Source organism: Vibrio sp. 10N.239.311.G01 (assembly GCF_041465805.1).
Taxonomy (GTDB): domain Bacteria; phylum Pseudomonadota; class Gammaproteobacteria; order Enterobacterales; family Vibrionaceae; genus Vibrio; species Vibrio crassostreae_C.
The window spans coordinates 24,428-43,673 of sequence record NZ_JBFSRM010000018.1 but is presented as its reverse complement, the minus strand read 5'-3'; the positions used below and the strand labels follow the sequence as shown (position 1 = coordinate 43,673).

16 protein-coding genes and 1 pseudogene are annotated in these 19,246 nt (G+C 44.1%); 8 read left to right on the top strand and 9 right to left on the bottom strand.

Annotation, left to right across the window (positions count from 1 at the left end; genetic code table 11):
• Nucleotides 1-480: 480 nt before the first annotated feature.
• Complete coding sequence (locus AB6D06_RS14880; RefSeq protein ID WP_372110746.1) at nucleotides 481-849, bottom strand: hypothetical protein; 369 nt, start codon at nucleotides 847-849, stop codon at nucleotides 481-483.
• A 408-nt stretch (nucleotides 850-1,257) separates the two neighbouring features.
• On the opposite strand from AB6D06_RS14880, the gene AB6D06_RS14875 reads away from it, so the two are divergent.
• Nucleotides 1,258-2,640: an MATE family efflux transporter gene (locus AB6D06_RS14875; RefSeq protein ID WP_372110743.1), complete on the top strand. Its 1,383-nt coding sequence runs from the start codon at nucleotides 1,258-1,260 to the stop codon at nucleotides 2,638-2,640.
• An 82-nt stretch (nucleotides 2,641-2,722) separates the two neighbouring features.
• On the opposite strand, the gene AB6D06_RS14870 is transcribed toward AB6D06_RS14875, so the two are convergent.
• The 5 genes and pseudogenes from AB6D06_RS14870 to AB6D06_RS14850 form a co-directional block, all read right to left on the bottom strand.
• Nucleotides 2,723-3,349: a LysE family translocator gene (locus AB6D06_RS14870; protein ID WP_017066602.1), complete on the bottom strand. Its 627-nt coding sequence runs from the start codon at nucleotides 3,347-3,349 to the stop codon at nucleotides 2,723-2,725.
• A gap of 234 nt (nucleotides 3,350-3,583) precedes the next feature.
• On the bottom strand, nucleotides 3,584-4,447 hold the full coding sequence (locus AB6D06_RS14865; protein ID WP_136982778.1) for a delta-class carbonic anhydrase: 864 nt from the start codon (nucleotides 4,445-4,447) through the stop codon (nucleotides 3,584-3,586).
• A gap of 357 nt (nucleotides 4,448-4,804) precedes the next feature.
• Nucleotides 4,805-5,266, bottom strand: coding sequence for a hypothetical protein (locus tag AB6D06_RS14860; protein WP_372099309.1), 462 nt, complete (start codon nucleotides 5,264-5,266; stop codon nucleotides 4,805-4,807).
• A 226-nt stretch (nucleotides 5,267-5,492) separates the two neighbouring features.
• Nucleotides 5,493-6,293 carry a hypothetical protein gene (locus AB6D06_RS14855; RefSeq protein ID WP_372110740.1) on the bottom strand — a complete coding sequence of 267 codons (801 nt, stop codon included), beginning with the start codon at nucleotides 6,291-6,293 and terminating at the stop codon, nucleotides 5,493-5,495.
• Between the two features lie 209 nt (nucleotides 6,294-6,502).
• A pseudogene (locus AB6D06_RS14850) lies at nucleotides 6,503-7,132 on the bottom strand (D-serine ammonia-lyase); the annotation flags it as partial.
• Nucleotides 7,133-7,264: 132 nt separating this feature from the next.
• Between AB6D06_RS14850 and AB6D06_RS14845 the strand changes: the two are divergent.
• Nucleotides 7,265-8,458, top strand: a complete 1,194-nt coding sequence (locus tag AB6D06_RS14845) for an MFS transporter (RefSeq protein ID WP_372110737.1) — start codon at nucleotides 7,265-7,267, stop codon at nucleotides 8,456-8,458.
• A 14-nt stretch (nucleotides 8,459-8,472) separates the two neighbouring features.
• On the opposite strand, the gene AB6D06_RS14840 is transcribed toward AB6D06_RS14845, so the two are convergent.
• Together AB6D06_RS14840 and AB6D06_RS14835 are read right to left on the bottom strand one after the other, a co-directional pair.
• Nucleotides 8,473-9,270, bottom strand: a complete 798-nt coding sequence (locus tag AB6D06_RS14840) for a helix-turn-helix transcriptional regulator (protein ID WP_017079143.1) — start codon at nucleotides 9,268-9,270, stop codon at nucleotides 8,473-8,475.
• A gap of 56 nt (nucleotides 9,271-9,326) precedes the next feature.
• Nucleotides 9,327-9,860, bottom strand: a complete 534-nt coding sequence (locus tag AB6D06_RS14835) for a YbhB/YbcL family Raf kinase inhibitor-like protein (RefSeq protein WP_017060498.1) — start codon at nucleotides 9,858-9,860, stop codon at nucleotides 9,327-9,329.
• A gap of 243 nt (nucleotides 9,861-10,103) precedes the next feature.
• Here AB6D06_RS14835 and AB6D06_RS14830 point away from each other — a divergent pair, with 243 nt between their 5' ends.
• The 4 genes from AB6D06_RS14830 (at nucleotide 10,104) to AB6D06_RS14815 (ending at nucleotide 15,445) form a co-directional block, all read left to right on the top strand.
• Nucleotides 10,104-11,513, top strand: a complete 1,410-nt coding sequence (locus AB6D06_RS14830) for a DUF3404 domain-containing protein (protein ID WP_017066450.1) — start codon at nucleotides 10,104-10,106, stop codon at nucleotides 11,511-11,513.
• The gene (locus AB6D06_RS14825; RefSeq protein WP_372110733.1) at nucleotides 11,491-12,138 is read left to right on the top strand and encodes a response regulator transcription factor; all 648 of its coding nucleotides are present in this window, start codon (nucleotides 11,491-11,493) and stop codon (nucleotides 12,136-12,138) included. The genes AB6D06_RS14830 and AB6D06_RS14825 overlap by 23 nt, the downstream gene beginning before the upstream one ends.
• Nucleotides 12,138-12,950: a DUF2861 family protein gene (locus tag AB6D06_RS14820; RefSeq protein WP_372110730.1), complete on the top strand. Its 813-nt coding sequence runs from the start codon at nucleotides 12,138-12,140 to the stop codon at nucleotides 12,948-12,950. The genes AB6D06_RS14825 and AB6D06_RS14820 overlap by 1 nt, the downstream gene beginning before the upstream one ends.
• Nucleotides 12,951-13,069: 119 nt before the next feature.
• A complete protein-coding gene (locus tag AB6D06_RS14815; RefSeq protein WP_372110727.1) occupies nucleotides 13,070-15,445 on the top strand; it encodes a glycoside hydrolase in 2,376 nt (791 codons plus the stop codon).
• Between the two features lie 68 nt (nucleotides 15,446-15,513).
• Here the strand turns inward: AB6D06_RS14815 and AB6D06_RS14810 are convergent, their stop codons facing one another.
• Complete coding sequence (locus AB6D06_RS14810) at nucleotides 15,514-16,416, bottom strand: LysR family transcriptional regulator (RefSeq protein ID WP_017064671.1); 903 nt, start codon at nucleotides 16,414-16,416, stop codon at nucleotides 15,514-15,516.
• Between the two features lie 128 nt (nucleotides 16,417-16,544).
• On the opposite strand from AB6D06_RS14810, the gene AB6D06_RS14805 reads away from it, so the two are divergent.
• Nucleotides 16,545-17,609: an HlyD family secretion protein gene (locus AB6D06_RS14805; RefSeq protein ID WP_372110724.1), complete on the top strand. Its 1,065-nt coding sequence runs from the start codon at nucleotides 16,545-16,547 to the stop codon at nucleotides 17,607-17,609.
• Between the two features lie 3 nt (nucleotides 17,610-17,612).
• Nucleotides 17,613-19,163 carry a DHA2 family efflux MFS transporter permease subunit gene (locus AB6D06_RS14800; RefSeq protein ID WP_017060506.1) on the top strand — a complete coding sequence of 517 codons (1,551 nt, stop codon included), beginning with the start codon at nucleotides 17,613-17,615 and terminating at the stop codon, nucleotides 19,161-19,163.
• Nucleotides 19,164-19,246 lie beyond the last annotated feature (83 nt).

Genomic DNA, 19,246 nt, shown 5'->3' with positions numbered 1-19,246 from the left:
GAAGCTAGTTTGAGAAAAACATCAGAATAAGAGGTTTGAAAGAGAGTGCCACAAAAAATGAAGCTCTAGCAGGCCATTTCTCAATGATGTTCTCCTTAACTATATCAAACAGTGGCGGTTCGCTGTATGGAAGCTAAAACCGACTAATCCCTACCCTCTTAGTTTCCATTTTAGTTATCGCTACAAAGTTTAATAAGACTTCCAAGTTACCAACAGTTTCCAACTTAGTTACCCTAAACATGATTTCCAAACGATTGATAAAGAAAGATCACAAGTTTCCATCTTAGTTATCTGTGATCAGGTGGTGCCCCTCTTGGCTTACTTCTAAAAGTCACGCTTGGGATTGGGATTTTTGTGTTTCTGCTGGCTTTGTGGCAGTAGGAACCTGATATGGCATTAGATTTCAAACGAAGACGTGAAAGTACTTAAGAGTCATGTAGTTACAAATTGCTATTGGCGCCATAGTCGTTTGTTAGGGCTTCACTGTTTTGGGCGTGGAATTGAGTCCTTAACTATACTTAAAGACTCCTTTTGCACTTCATTCATCTCTCCTAAAAACACCCAAATTTTATGAATCAAATTCAGAAACATTAAGACCACACCAGAGATAGATAATAAAATCATTTTCAAAACTGAAAATTTATCAATAGGGCCATCACTCATAACTTCCAAGTATAGTTGGTAAGAAATAACAGAAATTGCCCCCAACGTTAGCAACTTCATCATGATTTGTCTTAAGTAATCATCAGACTTTTTGCGTGACGACATACTACTCAACTTGTTTTCTAATAATTTTGAAATAATGGTTACTATAATTGCAATAAACAATGGTATTAATAAATCTTTCATATAACTCCATAATTAAATTTATTAGCCTGAGCTCTAACAGCTATTAGACCGAAAAACTCCATATTTAAATACCGCACTTTTCTATCAAGTTTTTATGCTATCAATTGTACTAGCCTTTGTCTTTCCATAACAATCACTTATACCGTAGCCTTAGTGATTAGCGTGGCAAATGTAGAATTTACCCATCTAGTATGATTCCCACTAAATCATGAGCTTACGTGCGTTAGAGCTGTGTTTTAACCATCAGAACCCTTGACTGTCTCCAAGCTAATTGAACTCAATAAATCCAATGCTTGACCCTATACGGTAAGGTGTTTATATTGTCGCCCGCCCAACGGGGCACATCCTAAAATGCACACCGGCCATCCTGCCATCATTCGTGTATTTATATTGGTGTTGTGAACTTCCATGCTAACGAAACTTCGTCCTTTTACTCGTGAATCGGGTGCACTTATGCATCTTTCGGTTCCAATCATTTTGACTCAAATAGCGACCCAAGCGATGGGATTTGTCGATACGACAATGGCTGGCCAAGTAAGCCCTGCCGACCTCGCCGCAATTGCACTCGGCACTAGCCTTTGGATTCCTGTATTGCTGCTACTGCGTGGCGTGATTATGGCGTTAACGCCAGTTGTCGCTTACCACCGCGGTGCTCGTGACTTTCAAAGTATCTCTGTTGAATTCTTCCAGATGGTTTGGCTCGCATTAATTGCTAGCGTGCTGCTTATCGCTTACTTGGTGAGTGCGAAACCGATTTTAGAATGGATTGGTGTAGCCGCTGAGATCATCCCTATCGGCAGTGACTATGCCTTTGCCCTAGCCTTCGGTGTACCGGGTATTGCCCTGTTCTACACCTTGAACGGCTTCTGTGAAGGGATGAACAATACCAAAGTACCAATGATCATTTCTGTGGTTGGTTTGTTGGTGAATATTCCGGTCAACTACGTGCTTATCTACGGTAAGTTCGGCTTCCCTGAAATGGGCGCTGTGGGTTGTGGCTGGGCAACAAGCTTGGTGTATTGGCTAATGTCGGGAATGCTGTATTCCTACATTAAAGGTCATCACCATTACAAGACCATCATCAACTTTTCAGATGCGAAGCCAAAAGCAAAAGAGATGCTTCACCTTCTAAGATTAGGTTTACCTATCGGGATGAACATTGCAGTGTGTGGCAGCATCTTTGCGGTAATCGCACTGATGATTGGTCGTATTGGTGCTGAGAACGTAGCAGCAGCTCAAATTGCACTTAACATCTCGAGCCTGACTTACGTGATTCCAATGAGTATCTCGTTTGGAATTACGATTCGTGTTGGACACGCTCTAGGTGAAAAAGACGAACTCGGTGCGATTGAGCGCAGTAAAGTCGGTATCTTGGTTGCAGCGTTGATCTCATTGCTTTCGGTTGCGATGTTCCTGCTGTTCCCAGAATGGATCATTAGACTTTACACCACTGACCCAGCGATAAGCGCAACGGCAGCGGTATTGTTGACCTTTACTGCTATGTACCAATTCAGTGATGCATTGCAAACGTCTGCTAACGGTGCATTACGTGGCTATAAAGATACTAAGATCCCAATGATCTTAGCCATCGCTTCATACTGGGGCTTGGCACTACCACTTGGCATGGTGTTGGGCTTAACAGACCACATTGTTCCTGCAATGGGTGAAGAAGGCTTTTGGATTGGCATTCTAACGGGATTAAGCGTATCAGCTGCGTTGATGTTGCTTCGCTTGCGATACGTAATTAAGAAGCGTGACTTGCCACCAGCAAGTGCTCCATTAGCAAACTAAGATAGACCTATAAGCTAATACAAAAAAGCGCGTTACTGCCACAAGGCAATAACGCGCTTTTTCTATTTAAATTGAACTGTGTTTATCTGTTTATCGCCAAATATGAGCCAGCAGCAATCATTATTCCACCAGCACTTTGATTTAGTCTTTTATGTGCGCGTGGCGTTTTTAACAAACCTGCCATTCTGCCCGCGCCCACAGCGATAAGCATTAAGCCTGACATCAGAGCAACAGATGCTAAAGCAGAAACTAATACGATATCTTGTGAGCGCAGAACAGTCAGATCAATAAAAGTCGGCAAGAACGAAATATAAAACAGAATCACTTTAGGGTTCGATGCTGAAATCAAAAAGCCTTGCGCGAAACTCGCGAGTTCAGATTTCTGACTCTGTTTGGCCGCAAGTTCCGCAGAGCCTTGCACTTCAGGCAGGCTCTTAAACATCTTGTAGCCCAAGTAAATCAAATAAGCTGCACCAACATAGCGAATCACCTCAAACGCAATCGACCAATTCTCGGCAATCGTTGCTAGACCGAAACAGGCAAGCGCAAGGTAAATAAGATCACTGCATATCATACCTAACGAAAGCGTGACGCACTTTCGCCATCCTTGAACCATAGCACGAGCTAAAATGGCAAAGACGCCAGGCCCCGGAGTAATACCAAATACAAACATGGCAATAAAGAATGTAATCGCACTTTCTAATGACATTGGACTGTCCTTTTCTATAACCCAACATAATTGATCATGAACGTATCATGGAGCTTCGATTCTGGTAAAGAACGTTTTTTACTAAATACGATTTACACAACTCATGTATTGAATAAGTGTCGCACGTAATTTACCCACCAGACTTAATTAAACCTAAACCTAAGTACTTTTCGTTAGGGCATAAAAAAGGCGAACCTATTGGCTCGCCTTAATCATTTTGTTCGCCAGAATCGTTTAGTCGTTACGAATGGGTGATAACAACTCAGGGTTAACCACCAAATTTCTCACACCGTGGGCGTGATCTTCGTTAAAGTCATTGCCTTCACACCAGCTACCTACTGTCGCGATATTTACTTTCGCGACTTGTGGTCTAACGCTCCATGTTACTTGGAAAGGTGAACCTTGCTCATTATAACCAGGACCCGTTGTAGAGCCTGCGTATTGGATCGCTGAGCCCGTATCTTGTGGGATGTTTGGTGCTTGATGTAAGCCGTTCACTTTTGAATGTTTAGCGAGCGCTTCAAAGTCGGGTGCTTTGTCGTCATTCACTAATACGTAAACTTGGGTTTCTACACGCAGTTGCGGGTTGGTAATCGCATCGTTAAAACAAGCACCCAGTGTTTCACCCGGTTCAACTTGCGCCGTTGAATAAACATAGTGAACTTCAATGGTGTCACCCGAATGCAAAGAACCATGCTCGCTCGGACAAACCTTGCCCTCAAATGGTTTCAGCTCAGCAGAACTCAGCTTGCCTGTGTATTTAAAGCCACTCTGGAATCCCTTACCATCACCGTTACCAGCGTATTGAGTAAACTCTCCACCTTTATGCTCAGCATTTTTATGGAAGTGAATATTACATAAGTTCATCGCTGTTGAATCAGGGGCATCCGAGAACAGCCTAGTATTTGTACCTTCTAATGAACCCAAATCTCTTGGAGCTTGCGGTCCAAAACCTTGTCCTTGGGTATTTTCAGAAAGCTTTGCTCTTTGTTCTGCGATAACACCATCTGATACAGACTCATGGTTCGCGTCTGATGCACTTGCATGAGCTGACAACATCACCAATGCGGCACTTAAAAACACACTCTTATTCTTCATTTTTCTTCCCTAGAATATTGATAACTAAACCCAAACCGACTTAACAGCAAACATCTTACTATGCTCATAAGTGAATATAAGGCTTGTCTTTGTAAGATTAGATTTCATTGCTTACTTTGGGATGAGTATTAGAACCCTTGATGCATATAACAAGTCAAACAGGGTAAATTCGGCGACTCCCTTCCAGAACGAATAATTTCCTATTTTCGTTAACCGTCGCCTGACTCAGCGCTCAGATAAGTGAACACGATTCTTAGGAAGAATGGTGGCCAGATTTAGAAGACCAAAAAAGGCGAACCATCTGGCTCGCCTTCACGTTTCATTCTATCTATTAGGTTGTCGTTCTAGGTTAACGATTTAACCGTTACCGGTGGCAAATATCCCAAACGTCATGACGTTCAATGCATCTGTCACGCCCTCTAGTGATTTAATCACCGTCTTAGTCGGTTTATTATGACGAATAAAATAGCTTCCGATGCCTTTTTCACCGCCACTCTTAGCATCGCTTTCAGTTGTTTCTGTCGCTTCTATTTGAGAAGGCTCCACTGATTCTGGCTCTGCATTGGCGTGAGCTATCGTATCTTTATTTGAATCAAGGTTAGTGAGTGGTTGATGATTAACGATTGAATCATGGGAAGAATCAACGCTGGTCTCAGCGTTTGTATCCTTTGAAGTCTCGAGATTACTCTCTCCCTCTACGCTTTTCGACATAGCATCTTCGTTGCTCAATGTCTCATCGTCTAGCTGATGATTACTCGTTGAAGAACAGGCTGTTAAGAAGAACAGGCTAACGATGAATATGAGTAAGTTTCTCATCATAATGATAAAGCACGAATTAATAAAACATTGTTCGATTGTATTTTATTTGGCTGACGACATCCAGTGATAAGCGGAGTAAACACGAACAGTCACGGTCTTGAAGAGTAAACAAAAGCGTACGGGTTTAGTGCTTAAGAATAATAATTCGAGAGCTCAATTAGGTTGCCCGCCGCTTATCATCTGAAAGGTGGTGTCAGTTAGGCTTGAGGATTCACACGCTATAAGCTTAATCTTTACTGGAACACAGTTCAGAGATTCGGTCACACATGGCTTGGTTGACTGCGAAGTGGGTGTTGAGGAATGCTAGTTGGGCAAGTGCCGATTCAGCGGTGCGCTCGTAGCCTTGGGTAAAGGTTGGTAGCAATTGGGCAAACTTAGGGAAGCGTGCTTCTAGCCTTCTATCCGACATAAATTCATCAACGAATTCAGGCTCAGACTGTTCAGTTTGATCCACAAGATCGATCAAACGATCGAGTGCGTAAGATTGAATGAACCGACTGCCCGACAGCTTTTCGCCTCGGTTATAACGAGACATACCCACATAAAGATTGGTTAGAGCCTCACCAATGATCCAATCTTGGGAATTAGTGTCTGTCTCCCCTTTTATTGGTGAAACACAACACTGTGTATCAAATTCATGTTGCTGCCAAACAATACGCCCTTCAGCAAACGGAATGTGCGCTAACTCGTGGGGTTCAAACACTGCAAACTCACAAAAGATTCCGTCAGCGTACAGAACTTTATAGCCATCGACGGTATTTCTCACTGTGTAGTCGATTGAGTGAATATCAGATAGCCAATGCAAACTGTCTAAGAAATACTGCTTGTGCCCTGTTTGCACTATTGCGAAAAAATCGACATCTGAGTACTGATCAAGTCGTTCTGTTTCAATACCTACTGAGCCCAATCCCAGCAAAGCATGAGCCTTACCCGATGCTTCCAAAGACTCCCCAATAGCATCTAAACGCTGGAGTAATTTTTCTGGTGTGTTTATGTGTCTTGTCTGTATCACTTTGTCCGTCTGCATTGCTCAATCCCTATCAAGTTGAATGCCACTCAACCTAACTGATAGTTAGAACATCTAAGAAGCTTAATTTATAAAATGTGTGTTTTGGATAACGATCTGCGCAAGTTATTGTTTGAATTAAGGTGGGATTTAGAGGTGAGAAAGAGTGTGTACAAGCTATAAACAACACTCTTCTATCATGACTTATCTTTTTAGCAGCTCATATTTGCAACAACGTTGACGCCATGCTCACGAAGTTTGCTTTTCTTCCAAGATCTCGCGTCTGCCGACATATGAACAGAGACCGTAAAACCCAATTTGGCACTCATGATACCGATCGACATGCCTAGATTACCCGTGGATCCTACCGCAATGCTGTATTGTTGGAAGAAGTCACGGAATTCAGGTTCGAGCAACTTACTATAGTCATCGCTCTCACACAGTAACCCGGCTTCAATCGCAAGCTTCTCGGCATGTGTTAGTACTTCATAAATACCACCGCGAGCTTTGATTGAACCTGAAATTGGCAAATGGCTGTCTTTCTTCATCATCAAACGCCCTTTTATAGACTGCTGATAATGCGCTTCCAATACTGATTTCATAGATGGAATGTCAATAAGCTCAGACTCGATGATGCCATTGGTCGCTTGAGTTTCAGGAAACGCCTTGGCTAGATAAGGAGCAAACCTTTGCAGCTTCAAACTCGCATCATGAATATCTTGTTCGCCTAATCCCACATAAGGTAAACCGCGCTCCAGAGTCGTCACATTTGGGTTAAACCAAACCACTTCTTCCAATGCAATCAATTGTTGAAGTAATGGGAAATCTGAGATGAGTTTATGGGTATTCAATATGGTCATGGATTACCTTTTTTGGTAAAGCGCGCGCGACGCTGGTTCAGTCATTAGTAAACCTATTTAAACGGTATTTGTGTAATCATTCAATGATCTGTAGGCTAGCCTGTCTCTCATAAGCAAACAGTAGAACAACCTATGAGCGCCTCTCTTCGTAATAGCATTTTCGTCATGTTAGGGATTCTATTCCTAGCACTTAACCTTCGTGGGCCTTTTACGAGCTTGGCTCCTGTGCTTTCTCAGGTTATGGAAGGCCTCAACCTTACGTCGTCGGCTGCTGGATTCTTAACAGCTTTGCCACTGTTAACTTTTGCCTTATTTTCACCATTAGTCACCAAGATATCTCAACGAATTGGTCTAGAACCTAGCCTGCTCTTAGGCTTAGTTTTGATCACTACGGGTATTACACTGCGCTCTTTTGGAGCAATTCCGACGTTATACATCGGCACAGTAATGATTGGACTTGGTATCGCGATTGGTAACGTGTTGTTGCCCGTTGTAGTGAAAATTAGCTTCCCTACTCGTATTGCGACAGTCACTTCTTTGTACATTTTTACGATGGGCATCGGTTCGACGTTAGGCTCAAGTTTGATGGTGCCGTTTTCAAATCTAACCTTATTTAAGATAACGGGTTGGCAATTAGCGCTGTTAATGAACCTAATATTCCCAATATTAGCTCTGATGATCTGGTTGCCTAAAATCAGAAAACGCTCTTCTTCATCGACCAATAACAAGCATCAAGAAAAGCCGATTCCGATGAAGAAGATGATCAAGAGTGGCATTGCATGGCAAGTGACACTAGCTCTTGGGCTTAACTCATTTACCTTCTATTCTTTGGCAGGCTGGCTTCCACAGATCTTAAACGACCTTGGCTACAGTGAAATCGATGCGGGTTATATCTACGGATTTCTACAATTTTCGACTATGGTTCCGGGATTACTGTTACTGCCGTTCTTAGGTAAAAGCGATAACCAACAATGGCTCATTACGCTTTGTACTTCGAGTGTATTTATTGGATTGATTGGGCTGCTGTATTTGCCTGAGTTTGCGATCTTTTGGGTGGGACTCTTTGGATTAGCCAACTGCTCTACGTTTATTATCGCTCTCTCTTTTGTTGGCCTGCGAACTTCGAATAGCAGCCAAGCCGCATCGCTGTCGGGTATGGCGCAAGGAATCGGTTATGCGTTGGCTGCCACTGGTCCAACATTGGTGGGTAAGCTTCATGCTCAGACAGATTCTTGGAGTGTTCCTATTCTGCTGATCGCATCTGTTGCCTTTGCGTGCACGATTTTCGCAGCACTGGCAGCACGAGATAAAAAAGTGAGCGTTTAGGCCAAACAGAATGATTATGGTGTCGCGACTTTATTGCTGACGACAGTTTTGATGTATTCACTTGGCGACAAACCAAACTTCCCTTTAAAGCGCTGGCTAAAACGCCCTTCCGATTGATAACCGCAAGACTGAGCTAACATCGCCACATTCTGCTGTCCGTTTTGCATCAGATAAAGCGCATGACTCAACCGAACTTCAGCCAAAACCTCACGATATTGCATGCCTTCAAGTTTCAATTTACGGATAAGCGTGGCGCGGCTCATCGCAAAGCGCTCTGCTACCGACTCTAACGGATGTTTCTCGTCCGGTGAATGTGAAAGGTAGTGGCTGAGTTTCTGGCTAAACGAAACGTTTGAGCTAATAAACAATCGATGCAGTACGCCCTTCTCGGCTAATTGCTGGTATAAGCCCTGCAACCAAAACTGCTGGGTCTCTTTACTCATGCTTTGTTTATCAAAGGAAAACAGAGCATTGAGTGAATCTTGTAAGCTACGATCCGCTTGTACTTTAGGCAGCCCCAGATCATTCGAGCGTTCCTCACTTAAATCAAGCATCGCCTGAGAAGGTTGGAATTGAAAGCTGAACACTCGTGATAAGAAGCGCCCTTTGTGGGGCATGTTCTCAAAACTTAGTGAAGCTGATGCCTCACACAACAACAGCTCAGAATGTGAGAGTTCTGCCGCTGAATCTTTCCAAAACAGGCGCTTACTGCCTGTAATGATCTGAATGATACTAGGGGATAGAATCCTCACATTGCGCAGTTTTTGTAACTGCTCTGCACGAAAGATCGTCACTTGATATTGATGATTCATCTCATCCCCTTGTTTACTTATTATGTACGTGTATAAGCTTTAACGTACATAAGCTATTAACGTGTATAAGTTGCGGTCAGTTTAGCTTTGTCTAAAGCCATGCTGTTCAACGTGAATCCAACCACAGCCGACGGCGTATTTTCGTCGAGGTTAAGTTTGTCCGTTGGTAATGCCCAAACCGTGAACTGGTAACGGTGCATACCATCTTTTTCTGGAGGACAAACGCCACCGTAGCCAACTGTACCGTAATCAATGCGACCTTCTTTGCCACCGACTTTAGAGATGTCGACACCGCGAGGTAGCTCGTTCACAGTTGCAGGGATATCAAACGCAACCCAATGCCAGAAGCCACTTTCAGTCGGTGCATCTGGATCATAAGCTGTGATAGCAAAGCTTTTGGTACCTGCTGGTGCATCTTTCCACATCAATTGTGGTGATTGATTATCGCCGTCACAACCCCAACTAGAGTATTCAAAAGTCTTTGCCATTGGGTGACCTTCTTGAATATCGTTGCTGGTTAATTCGAACGCATGAGCAGAGCCTGTAGCCAAAATACTGATTGCCAATACTGATTTGATGATGAGTTTCATGATGGTTCCTCTTATTAGGTATGAGCCCAGTATAGTCCCCACATTTCGCCCAATAATGACAGTAAGTACACAATTATCTATTTTATTTCAAATAAATGATACTTACTGTATTTGTACTTTATTATTTAAAAGCATGACCCACTCGACAATTTGTTGTTAAAAGAACACTTGTTGACATTCAGGTTACAAATCGCGCCCAAAACTCTTTAGACTCGCCCCACGACTTTTAACGAGAATGATTGGATGCGCAGGTTTACATTAGCTCTTTGCTTGATCTTTTGGCTCCCAACCCTAGTCAATGCCCAAAGTTTGCAAGATAAGTGGCAAACTCTGTATCAACTGAGCTGGCAATCATCCCCACTCTTAGTATCTCAACAAGAGTTGGCTCAGTATCCGAAAGTTCTGCTCCATGAAAATAGCCGCTATCCTGATTTCAACCAATTCAGTTGGGACGACATCGCAGCGTTAGCGTCAATACAAGATCACTGCCAAGCGATTGAAAGCAGTAACCCTTCATTACATGAAGCCATCGAGTTCGAGCTCGCTCTGTGTCAGCAACAAACATTGGATTCGATTTGGTTTGCAGCACACTCCAAACGTCACCCTGCCGGTGGCAGCTTTGCTGGTCGTTATTTAGCCGCTTACCCAGATGTGACCGAGCAGATACGCCCATTTTTGAGTCTTACCAACCCTCAGCACCCTTTATATAACAAACTAGAAAGCCTAAGTGCACAAGGCAGAGAAGCACTGCTCAATGGATACCGCGCTTGGCAACAAGATGATGTGCTTTGGTTAAGTGGCGAACAAGGCTGGAAAGCTATTCCCTTAGATGTTTGGCAACCTATCGCAGAGCAACAAGAGGTATCTTTGGCAGGTGAAACCTGTACTTTTCGTTACAGTAACGTGTGCTTAAACGAGCCTAGCAATGACAATCTGATCATGAAAACGTTGATCTTTACATTGCTGCTAACGTTGCTTTCCGGGCTCGCTAGAGTCTTATACCTAAGAACAAAACAACGAAAAGAGAGGCAGTTCGTTTTACAGCTTCTTACTCATGAACTGCGCACGCCTATTACTAGCCTAGGCTTAACCGTCGAAATGTTTAGAAATCGCTACGATGACTTTTCTGATGAAACTCAAAGTGCGGTTTGGCGTTTAATATCTGACTATCAAAGGCTTTCTCAGCTCACCGAAAACAGCAAAGTGTACCTAAGTTCGGATCAGTCAGAGCCTTTGTTGAAGCAAAACGCTTCATTAGAAGAGTGGCTCGATCATGTCTGTGAAAAGCACAATATTTCTTATCAATGTGAAGCGCGTGAAGTTGAACTGAACCTTCCCTATTACTGGCTAACCATCTGCTTGGATAATCTAATCAAGAATGCCAAACAACATGGTAAAGGTGAGGTTTTGGTCAAGGTCGAACTCGGTGACAAGCTGACGATTGAGGTACAAGACGAGGGGCACTTCCCTTCACCGATACAACGGCTCATGTCTGGTGTCACGCCAAGTGAAACGCACGAACTGGATAACATGGGCATTGGCCTGACTATTGTCGAGCACTTGATGAAGCAAGCGAATGGCCGCCTCATTATTCTTCGTAACCCAACCCGATGTATTTTGGAAATTGCTTATGAACACCCTACTGCTGATTGAAGACGACCAACTGCTTGGACAAGGCCTCGTCAGCTTCTTTGAATCCAATGGTTACCAATGCCTTTGGGCGAAGGATTCAGAGAATGCCAGTAAGAAATGGTTTCGAGCCGATCTTGTGATACTGGATCGACAGCTTGAAGATAGGGACAGCTTGCAACACCTTCCAAACTGGTTGCTCCTCAAAGCGCTGCCTGTGATTGTGTTGACCGCTAAAGTAGAAGTTCAACAACGTGTTGAAGGTTTAATGGCGGGTGCCAAAGACTATGTGACTAAACCATTTTCGAACGACGAATTACTCGCTCGAGTCATTACCCAGCTACGTCCGTTAGGTGTGAGCCTCTTAACTTACGCAAATATCCAAATCAACTTGTCGGAACGGATCGCTTATCTGGATGAAAGCCCTGTAACACTAAAACCTAAAGAGTTTCAGCTATTGGTACTGTTTGTTCAGAACCAAAGTCGTGTGTTTCACCGAGATGAATTACTCAATAAGATTTGGGGATATCAGGCTTTTCCTAGTACCCGAACTATTGATAATCACATACTGCGCTTACGCCAGAAGCTGCCAACATTGAATATAGAAACACATCGTGGCGTTGGTTACCGCTTGGCCGGGGAATCATAATGAAAGTTACTTCGTTAACCGCACTGATCTACACATTGCCGCTCGCAAGTCATGCGGCATGGTTTACCGACACGCCATTGCAGCACACCTATCAATCTCTACTTGATGACCAACCTCAAGTTGCGTGGCAAGAGCTGCAAATCGCACTCGATCACAAATCACTTGATAGTGAGCTTTGGTTGCCAGTTAAACAACAGATACTGAGCCAAACTCAATGCGGAACTTCACTAAGACAAGACACTGAGACGAAACATCACATTCAAGTTAGCTTCATTCGACGCTACGGCCTGTCGTCGCACGGTTATCAAATCAAAGTCTCTGCCGAGCAACTCAGCAAAGGCTCAGAAACTCAAACTCTTTCTTTGGTATCGCCTAAAGGTAAAGTCCTTCTCGATGGACAACTCGCTTCCAATAATGAGTATCAAGAGATTGAAACCAATGAAATGTTCATCAAACCCGAATCTGGTGTTTATCAACTAAAGATAGGTTCAAATCACTACCCTATTATTGTCGCTTTAAATAACAGTAATCGATGGCTGACGCTCGAAAGTAAACTCAGCGAACCACATATCGTGCTCTCGCCTCCAAAGGTGATCGACAACTGCCCTGACGCTAATGTGAGTTGGCAATGGTTTGATGAAAACTACAACCTGCTGGGTTACAAAGTGCCAATCAAAACAGCGCAAGCACCCGTTCCCACAGAAAGTCCACTTGGAACCAAAGCCAAGCACTTGAGTGCTTCGGTTGAAATGTTTGAATACCAAGGCGCTATTGAAGTCCAATATGTGCAGCGTGTCGCGGTGCCTTTCTAATGGAATGCTTTCAGAAGAAGATTAGAACTAGGTAATGCAGAAAATAGAGACATATAGGTGACAAAGCACTAACGCTACTTGGGTGTAATGACCGTACTTACCCTTTACGGAATCTAGATATGCTCAGCGTACGTCACCCACTCAATCTTTCTACTTGTGCCATTGTAGCTTTAACAACAGCTTGTCTGTTTTCATCCAATGCACAAGCGAGCCAAATAACGCTAACCAGTAATAGCAGCGTCAGCACTAACACCACTACCAACAATACAATCTCTATTTCATCGAATACTTTAGAGATAGATTGGAACGGCTTAAGCGTTAACAGCGCTGCTCTCACCGTTGATAGCCAACCACAGAAAGCGACCAATCTGGTCATTGGCTTTTCCGATAAAGCTGACTCAGCAAAAATCGCCACTTGGACCTTAGTACCCAGTGGGATAAACCTTGAGGCAGAGCTTAATCAAGACCAGCTCACTTTTCAGTTCAGCTTGCCTTCAAATATTCAGGTGAAGCGAAACGATCCCATCGAGTTGACGTGGTTTGATCTCGCCGAACAACAAACTCAGACACTATTTCTTCCGTTTAGTGAAGGTATGCGCGTGCCTACTGACAACAAGCTTTGGGCAAGTTATCTCGTCGGTAACCATTCTGGAAGTAACACTACTCAAGACTTGAAGATGCCTTTTTGGACAGTACAGCAAAACAATCATTTCATTAGCTATCAAATGGTTAATGCAACCAATAATCAACTGCTCTTTTCAGATGCATCCTCTAATGCTTCCTCAAATACAAAAACCAAAATTGATATGAAGGCAGCACACCAATTTACGATGCTCAATCAGTCACAGCCTTTTATTGTTCGTATCACCCTCGGAGACTCGTGGTTAGATGGTGCCAAACAATACCGAGATTGGCGCATCAATAATGACCAGTCTGAAACGCTTGTAGCAAAGCAAAAGCGCAATCCAGATGTGACTAAGTTGATCGGCGCGAGCCACGTTTACCTATTTGGCAAAGACCCATTAAGCATCCAAGATGTGAGTGACTGGTGGGGATTGAAAACATGGTATCTAGAGGGCTCTAAACTCAATGTTTCTGCGGAAGCGAAAAGAGAGCTATCGTCACTCTCCAAGGGGAAAGATTGGTTCAGTCAGTACCACAAACAACTATTGTTGGACTCTATTAGCCAGTCATTGCAGGTGTTATATCCTGTTGGTAATCCGACACTCGAAGACAACACGATTAAAGCGCAATATAAAGCAGCACAGGATAAGAAGAACTGGTTGCTAGAGCACGCTTCCCCTTACCTAAACTCGTCAGAGACTTGGGGACAAGCGCTGTCTTCAGACATGGTCGCTAATCTAAATAAGGCAGGCTTAAACAAACTGTGGCTTGGATTCGATAATTGGATGCCAGCATTCTATCAACCTAACGCTGTGGGTCTGGCAAAACAGTCCGGATATCTGGTCGGTACTTACGATTCCTACAACACCGCAATTCCTGCGAAGCTCAATGACAACTGGCTAACCGCTCAATTACCAGAGCCGATGCGTCAAAGTTGTGCGATTGAACTAGCGGATGGGAGTTTGAAAAAAGGATTTCGTGGAAACGGCTTTTACTTAAACCCGAACTGCCATTTAGAATACGTAAAACAGCGTGCTCAAGACATTATGAGATTCGGCAACTTCAACAGCTTGTTCTTAGATGTTGATGCAACCGCCATGGCACGTGAAGATTACCGCGTCTCTATAGACAGTAATGGCAATACAAACGACGAATCAGACATGCTTTCTGCGTTCAACAACCGAATGAAGTGGCTTAGCGAGCAACCTTCGTTAGTATTAGGCTCTGAAGACGGCAACAGCCTAACAACAAAAGGCATCGCGTTTGCACACGGCTTAGAAACGGTTGGTTTTGGTTGGACAGACAAAGACATGAAAGAGAACCGCCAATCTCCCTATTACTTAGGTCGTTGGTACCCAGACCAAAAGCCCGACTTCTTCTTTAAGCCGGCCGCGGTTAAAGAGCCCTATAAGTCGCTACTGTTTTCGCCTCAATATCGAATTCCACTTTACCAAGCCGTTTTCCATGATGAAGTAATCAATACGCACCATTGGCATTCAGACAGCCTTAAGTTCACTAATGTACAAGCAGAACGTGACTTAACCGCCATGCTGTACAACACACCACCGATGGTTCACTTGACCAGAGATGAAGCTTTATCAAGTTCAAGCCAGAGAATCAAAGCACTCAAACACTATCAAGATGGCTTTGAACCAATGCACGAACAGTTATGGGATAAACAGTTAGTCGATTCCGAATGGTTAGATAAGAGCGGCGATGTTCAACAAACTGAGTTCAGTGACGGGAGTAAGATCATTGCTAACTTTTCTAACAAGGCATTTCGTTACAACGGTGTCGATATTGCTGCCCTATCGGTCAAAGCTATATTGGCGAATGGGCAAGTCGTCGACTGGCAGCCCGATCATAGTTAGCTTCGATACGGTTTAGACAATAACGAATAATAGGAAGCCTAAGCACTTAACCGCTAAGGTTTTCCCCGTTACTTTTGCTTCCTATTTTGAAAGGCAGTCAGTAGATAGTCGATAAAGACCTTTTTACGTTTCGGCATCAACTGCCTGTCTGCATACACTAGGCTTACTGAAACTTCCGGCATCTCATATTCAGGTAGCAAACGAATCAACTTGCCTGTCTTGAAGTGCTCACGACAAATGAATTCAGGAAGCACCGCCAAGCCGAGCCCATCTACACAAGCTGTTAGGCATGCCGTGATGGTATTCACCCGTAACTGACACGGCAGATCGATCAAAATCGACTCACCGCCTTCTAATTGTAAATGCCACTTGGGTAGACGCGCGGCCTTGTTCACCACCTCAATCATTCTGAATGGCGGTTCAAGATCATCGGGTGAAGAGACGTCATCGAACTGCTCTAAATACTCAGGGCTGGCTGCCAATACACGCTTTGATGTTGTGAGGTAGCGAGAAACCAAGCTCGAGTCCACTAGCTCACCAATTTGTGCGTAAAGATCGATACCCTCCGCAATGATGTCGACTTCTCGATTCGACAGTTCTAAGTTCAAAGTCACGTTTGGGTGCTCTTTTAGGAAGCTGTGGATGTATTTGGCTAATACTTGATGCCCCAATTCGACAGGCAACACAACATTCAACTGCCCTCGGATCAAATCCTGATTGGCTGAAACCTCTAGCTCAGCTTGGTTCATGATCTCTTGCATCTGCATGCTCGACTGATAAAAGCGCTCACCCTCTGGCGTTAAGACTAAACTTCGTGTCGAACGAGTGATCAACCTCACACCTAGATGCTGTTCCAGCTCGTCTAGCTTTCGGCTGACGGTCGACTTGGTCATGTTCAATGCTTCAGCTGCGTGCGTGAAACTCCCACAATCAACAACTTGTGTAAAAACAGTCACAGCATTTAAGTCCATCGTACTTCTCCCAAAGCGCCATTAGTTAGATTTTTGCAACAGTGTTTCCCTTTTTTCCTATCTTATCAATCAATCGAATTCATTTACAATTCGTTACATCTAAATAAAAACAAAATGAGAAAGAAAAAATGACAGAGAACAACAACGCTTCGCAAACAGTAAGCACAAAAAAACGTAAAAAAGCTCCGCTTATTGCTACTGCGATCATGCTGTCATTGGGTTTAGCCGGTGCTGGATACTGGTACGGCTATGGCCAGTACTTTGAATCTACCGACAATGCCTACCTACAAGGCGACATCACGAATATTAGCCCTAAGGTCTCTGGCTATATTGTTAAGTCTTATGTGAGTGATAACCAATCGGTTAAAGAAGGTGATTTGCTGGTTCAAATCGATGACCGTGATTACCAGTCAGCACTCGCTCAAGCAAACGCCCATTTAAGCGTCGTGCAATCAGACGTCAAAAATCTAGTGGCACAACAAACGTTACAACGTAGCAAGATCAATCAAGCAGAAAGCCGCGTTGATTCTGCACAAGCTGAATACGAACGCGCGATTCAACAAGTGGTACGTTCTCGTAGCTTACTAAAGCGTAACTACGCGTCTCAAGATGAAGTCGATAGCATGGTTGCACAACAAAAAGTAACTCAGGCAGATTTAGAAGAAGCAAAAGCAAACCTCGTTGCAACCAATGACCAATTAACCGTTATCGCTAGTGAGATTGAGCAAGCAAATGCATCCGTGACCGAAGCTCAAGCCCAGAGAGATCAAGCACAGCTTAACCTTGATTACACCAAAATTTACGCGCCAACAGATGGCGTGATTGGTAAACGCAGCGTACGTGAAGGCTTGCTGATTCAAGCAGGCGCACCACTGATGAGCTTGGTACCAAACAACCAAGTGTGGATTGAAGCCAACTTCAAAGAGACACAGCTAAGTGGTATTCACAAAGGTCAGACGGTTGAAGTAGAGCTGGATGCGTTCCCGGGGCAGCCTCTTGAAGGTGTGGTAGACAGTTTCTCCCCTGCGACTGGCGCTAAATTTGCGCTCCTACCACCAGAAAACGCGACCGGTAACTTCACTAAAATCGTTCAACGTGTACCGGTTAAAATTACTATTCCAGATCAGCAAGAGTTGAAAGGTCGACTGCTTCCTGGTTTGTCTGTGGTAGCGACCATCGATAAACGAGGCTAGACCATGAGTAACGCTGGTGTTGTCACCCAAACAAATGATGATGACGAGGTTTCGAGACGCCATTGGATCGCCCTATTTGGCGGCTTGATTGGCGCGTTTATGGCGATCTTGGATATTCAGATCACCAACTCGTCTCTCAAAGATATTCAAGGTGCGCTATCAGCCACCTTGGATGAAAGCTCGTGGATCTCTACGTCTTACCTAGTCGCAGAGATGATCGCTATCCCACTCAGTGGTTGGCTTTCTAAAGCGCTCGGTAAACGCCGTTATATCACGTGGACGACAGCCATTTTCACCATTTCATCTTTGTTGTGTTCGTTCTCTTGGAACATGACCTCGATGATCGTGTTCCGCGCGATGCAAGGCTTCAGTGGTGGTGCTCTAATCCCGCTTGCTTTCTCGCTGGTGATTCAGTTATTGCCGGTCAACAAGCGTGCTGTGGGTATGGCACTGTTTGGTGTAACCGCGACCTTTGCTCCATCGATTGGCCCTACCTTTGGTGGCTGGCTGACGGAGAACTTCTCGTGGCACTATATTTTCTACATCAATATTCCGCCAGCTTTGCTTGTGATCACCATGATCCGATATGGCTTGGACGATGAAAAGCTCGACCTTGGCACGCTGAAAAAAGCCGATTGGTTTGGTATCGCCACCATGGCATTAGGGCTAGGTTGTTTGGAAGTGGTGTTAGAAGAAGGTAACCGTGAAGAGTGGTTCAGTTCGAGCTTTATTATTGGCTTGAGTATCGTGTCGGCGGTGAGTTTGGTTTACTTCGTGATAAACGAACTCCAACACAAGAAGCCATTGGTTAACCTGCGGCTATTGCGGGATGGGCAATTTGCGATGTCTTGTATCGCCTATTTGATTCTAGGAATGGCATTGCTCGGCTCTATCTATGTTCTACCGATGTATCTCACTCAAATTCAGCAATATAACGCGATGGAAATTGGTGAAGTGCTAATGTGGATGGGTTTCCCACAGCTTCTGATATTCCCAATTGTGCCAAAGCTAACACAGATCATTAAGCCTAAGTACTTGGTTACCTTTGGCTTCGCGATGTTCGGTTTTAGTTGTTACGTAAATACACACATGACAATCGATTTTGGCGGGCAACAGCTGATTTTATCTATGGTTCTGCGTGCTATTGGTAGTCCGTTCATCATGGTTCCGCTGTCTTTGGTTGCCATGAAGAACATCAGCAAAATGGACACGCCAGACGCATCAACGTTAACCAACGTAATGCGGAACTTAGGGGGCGCTTTCAGCATCGCGATTATCGCTACGCTATTGGATAACAAAACCCGTGAGCACTTAGCACACATCAAGGAGTCGCTACCTTCAGTGAGTCAACTTGGTTGGCAGACGCTTCAGCAACAACAAGCGTTTTTCATTCAGTCAGGAAGTGATGCCGCAACTGCGATGCAACAAGCACAAGCAAGTTTGCTCGGCACAATGCAACGTGACGCAGCCATCATGGCTTACAACGATGTGTTCTTAATGATGACGGCGTTCTTGGCTCTAGCGGCAGTATTGATTCTAAACATGCGTGATTAACGCTAGAGTTTCGGTAAATAAAACTTCAAGCAAAGAACAACATTTCGAATAAAAACTCGAACAATAAAACAGATAGGTGAGCT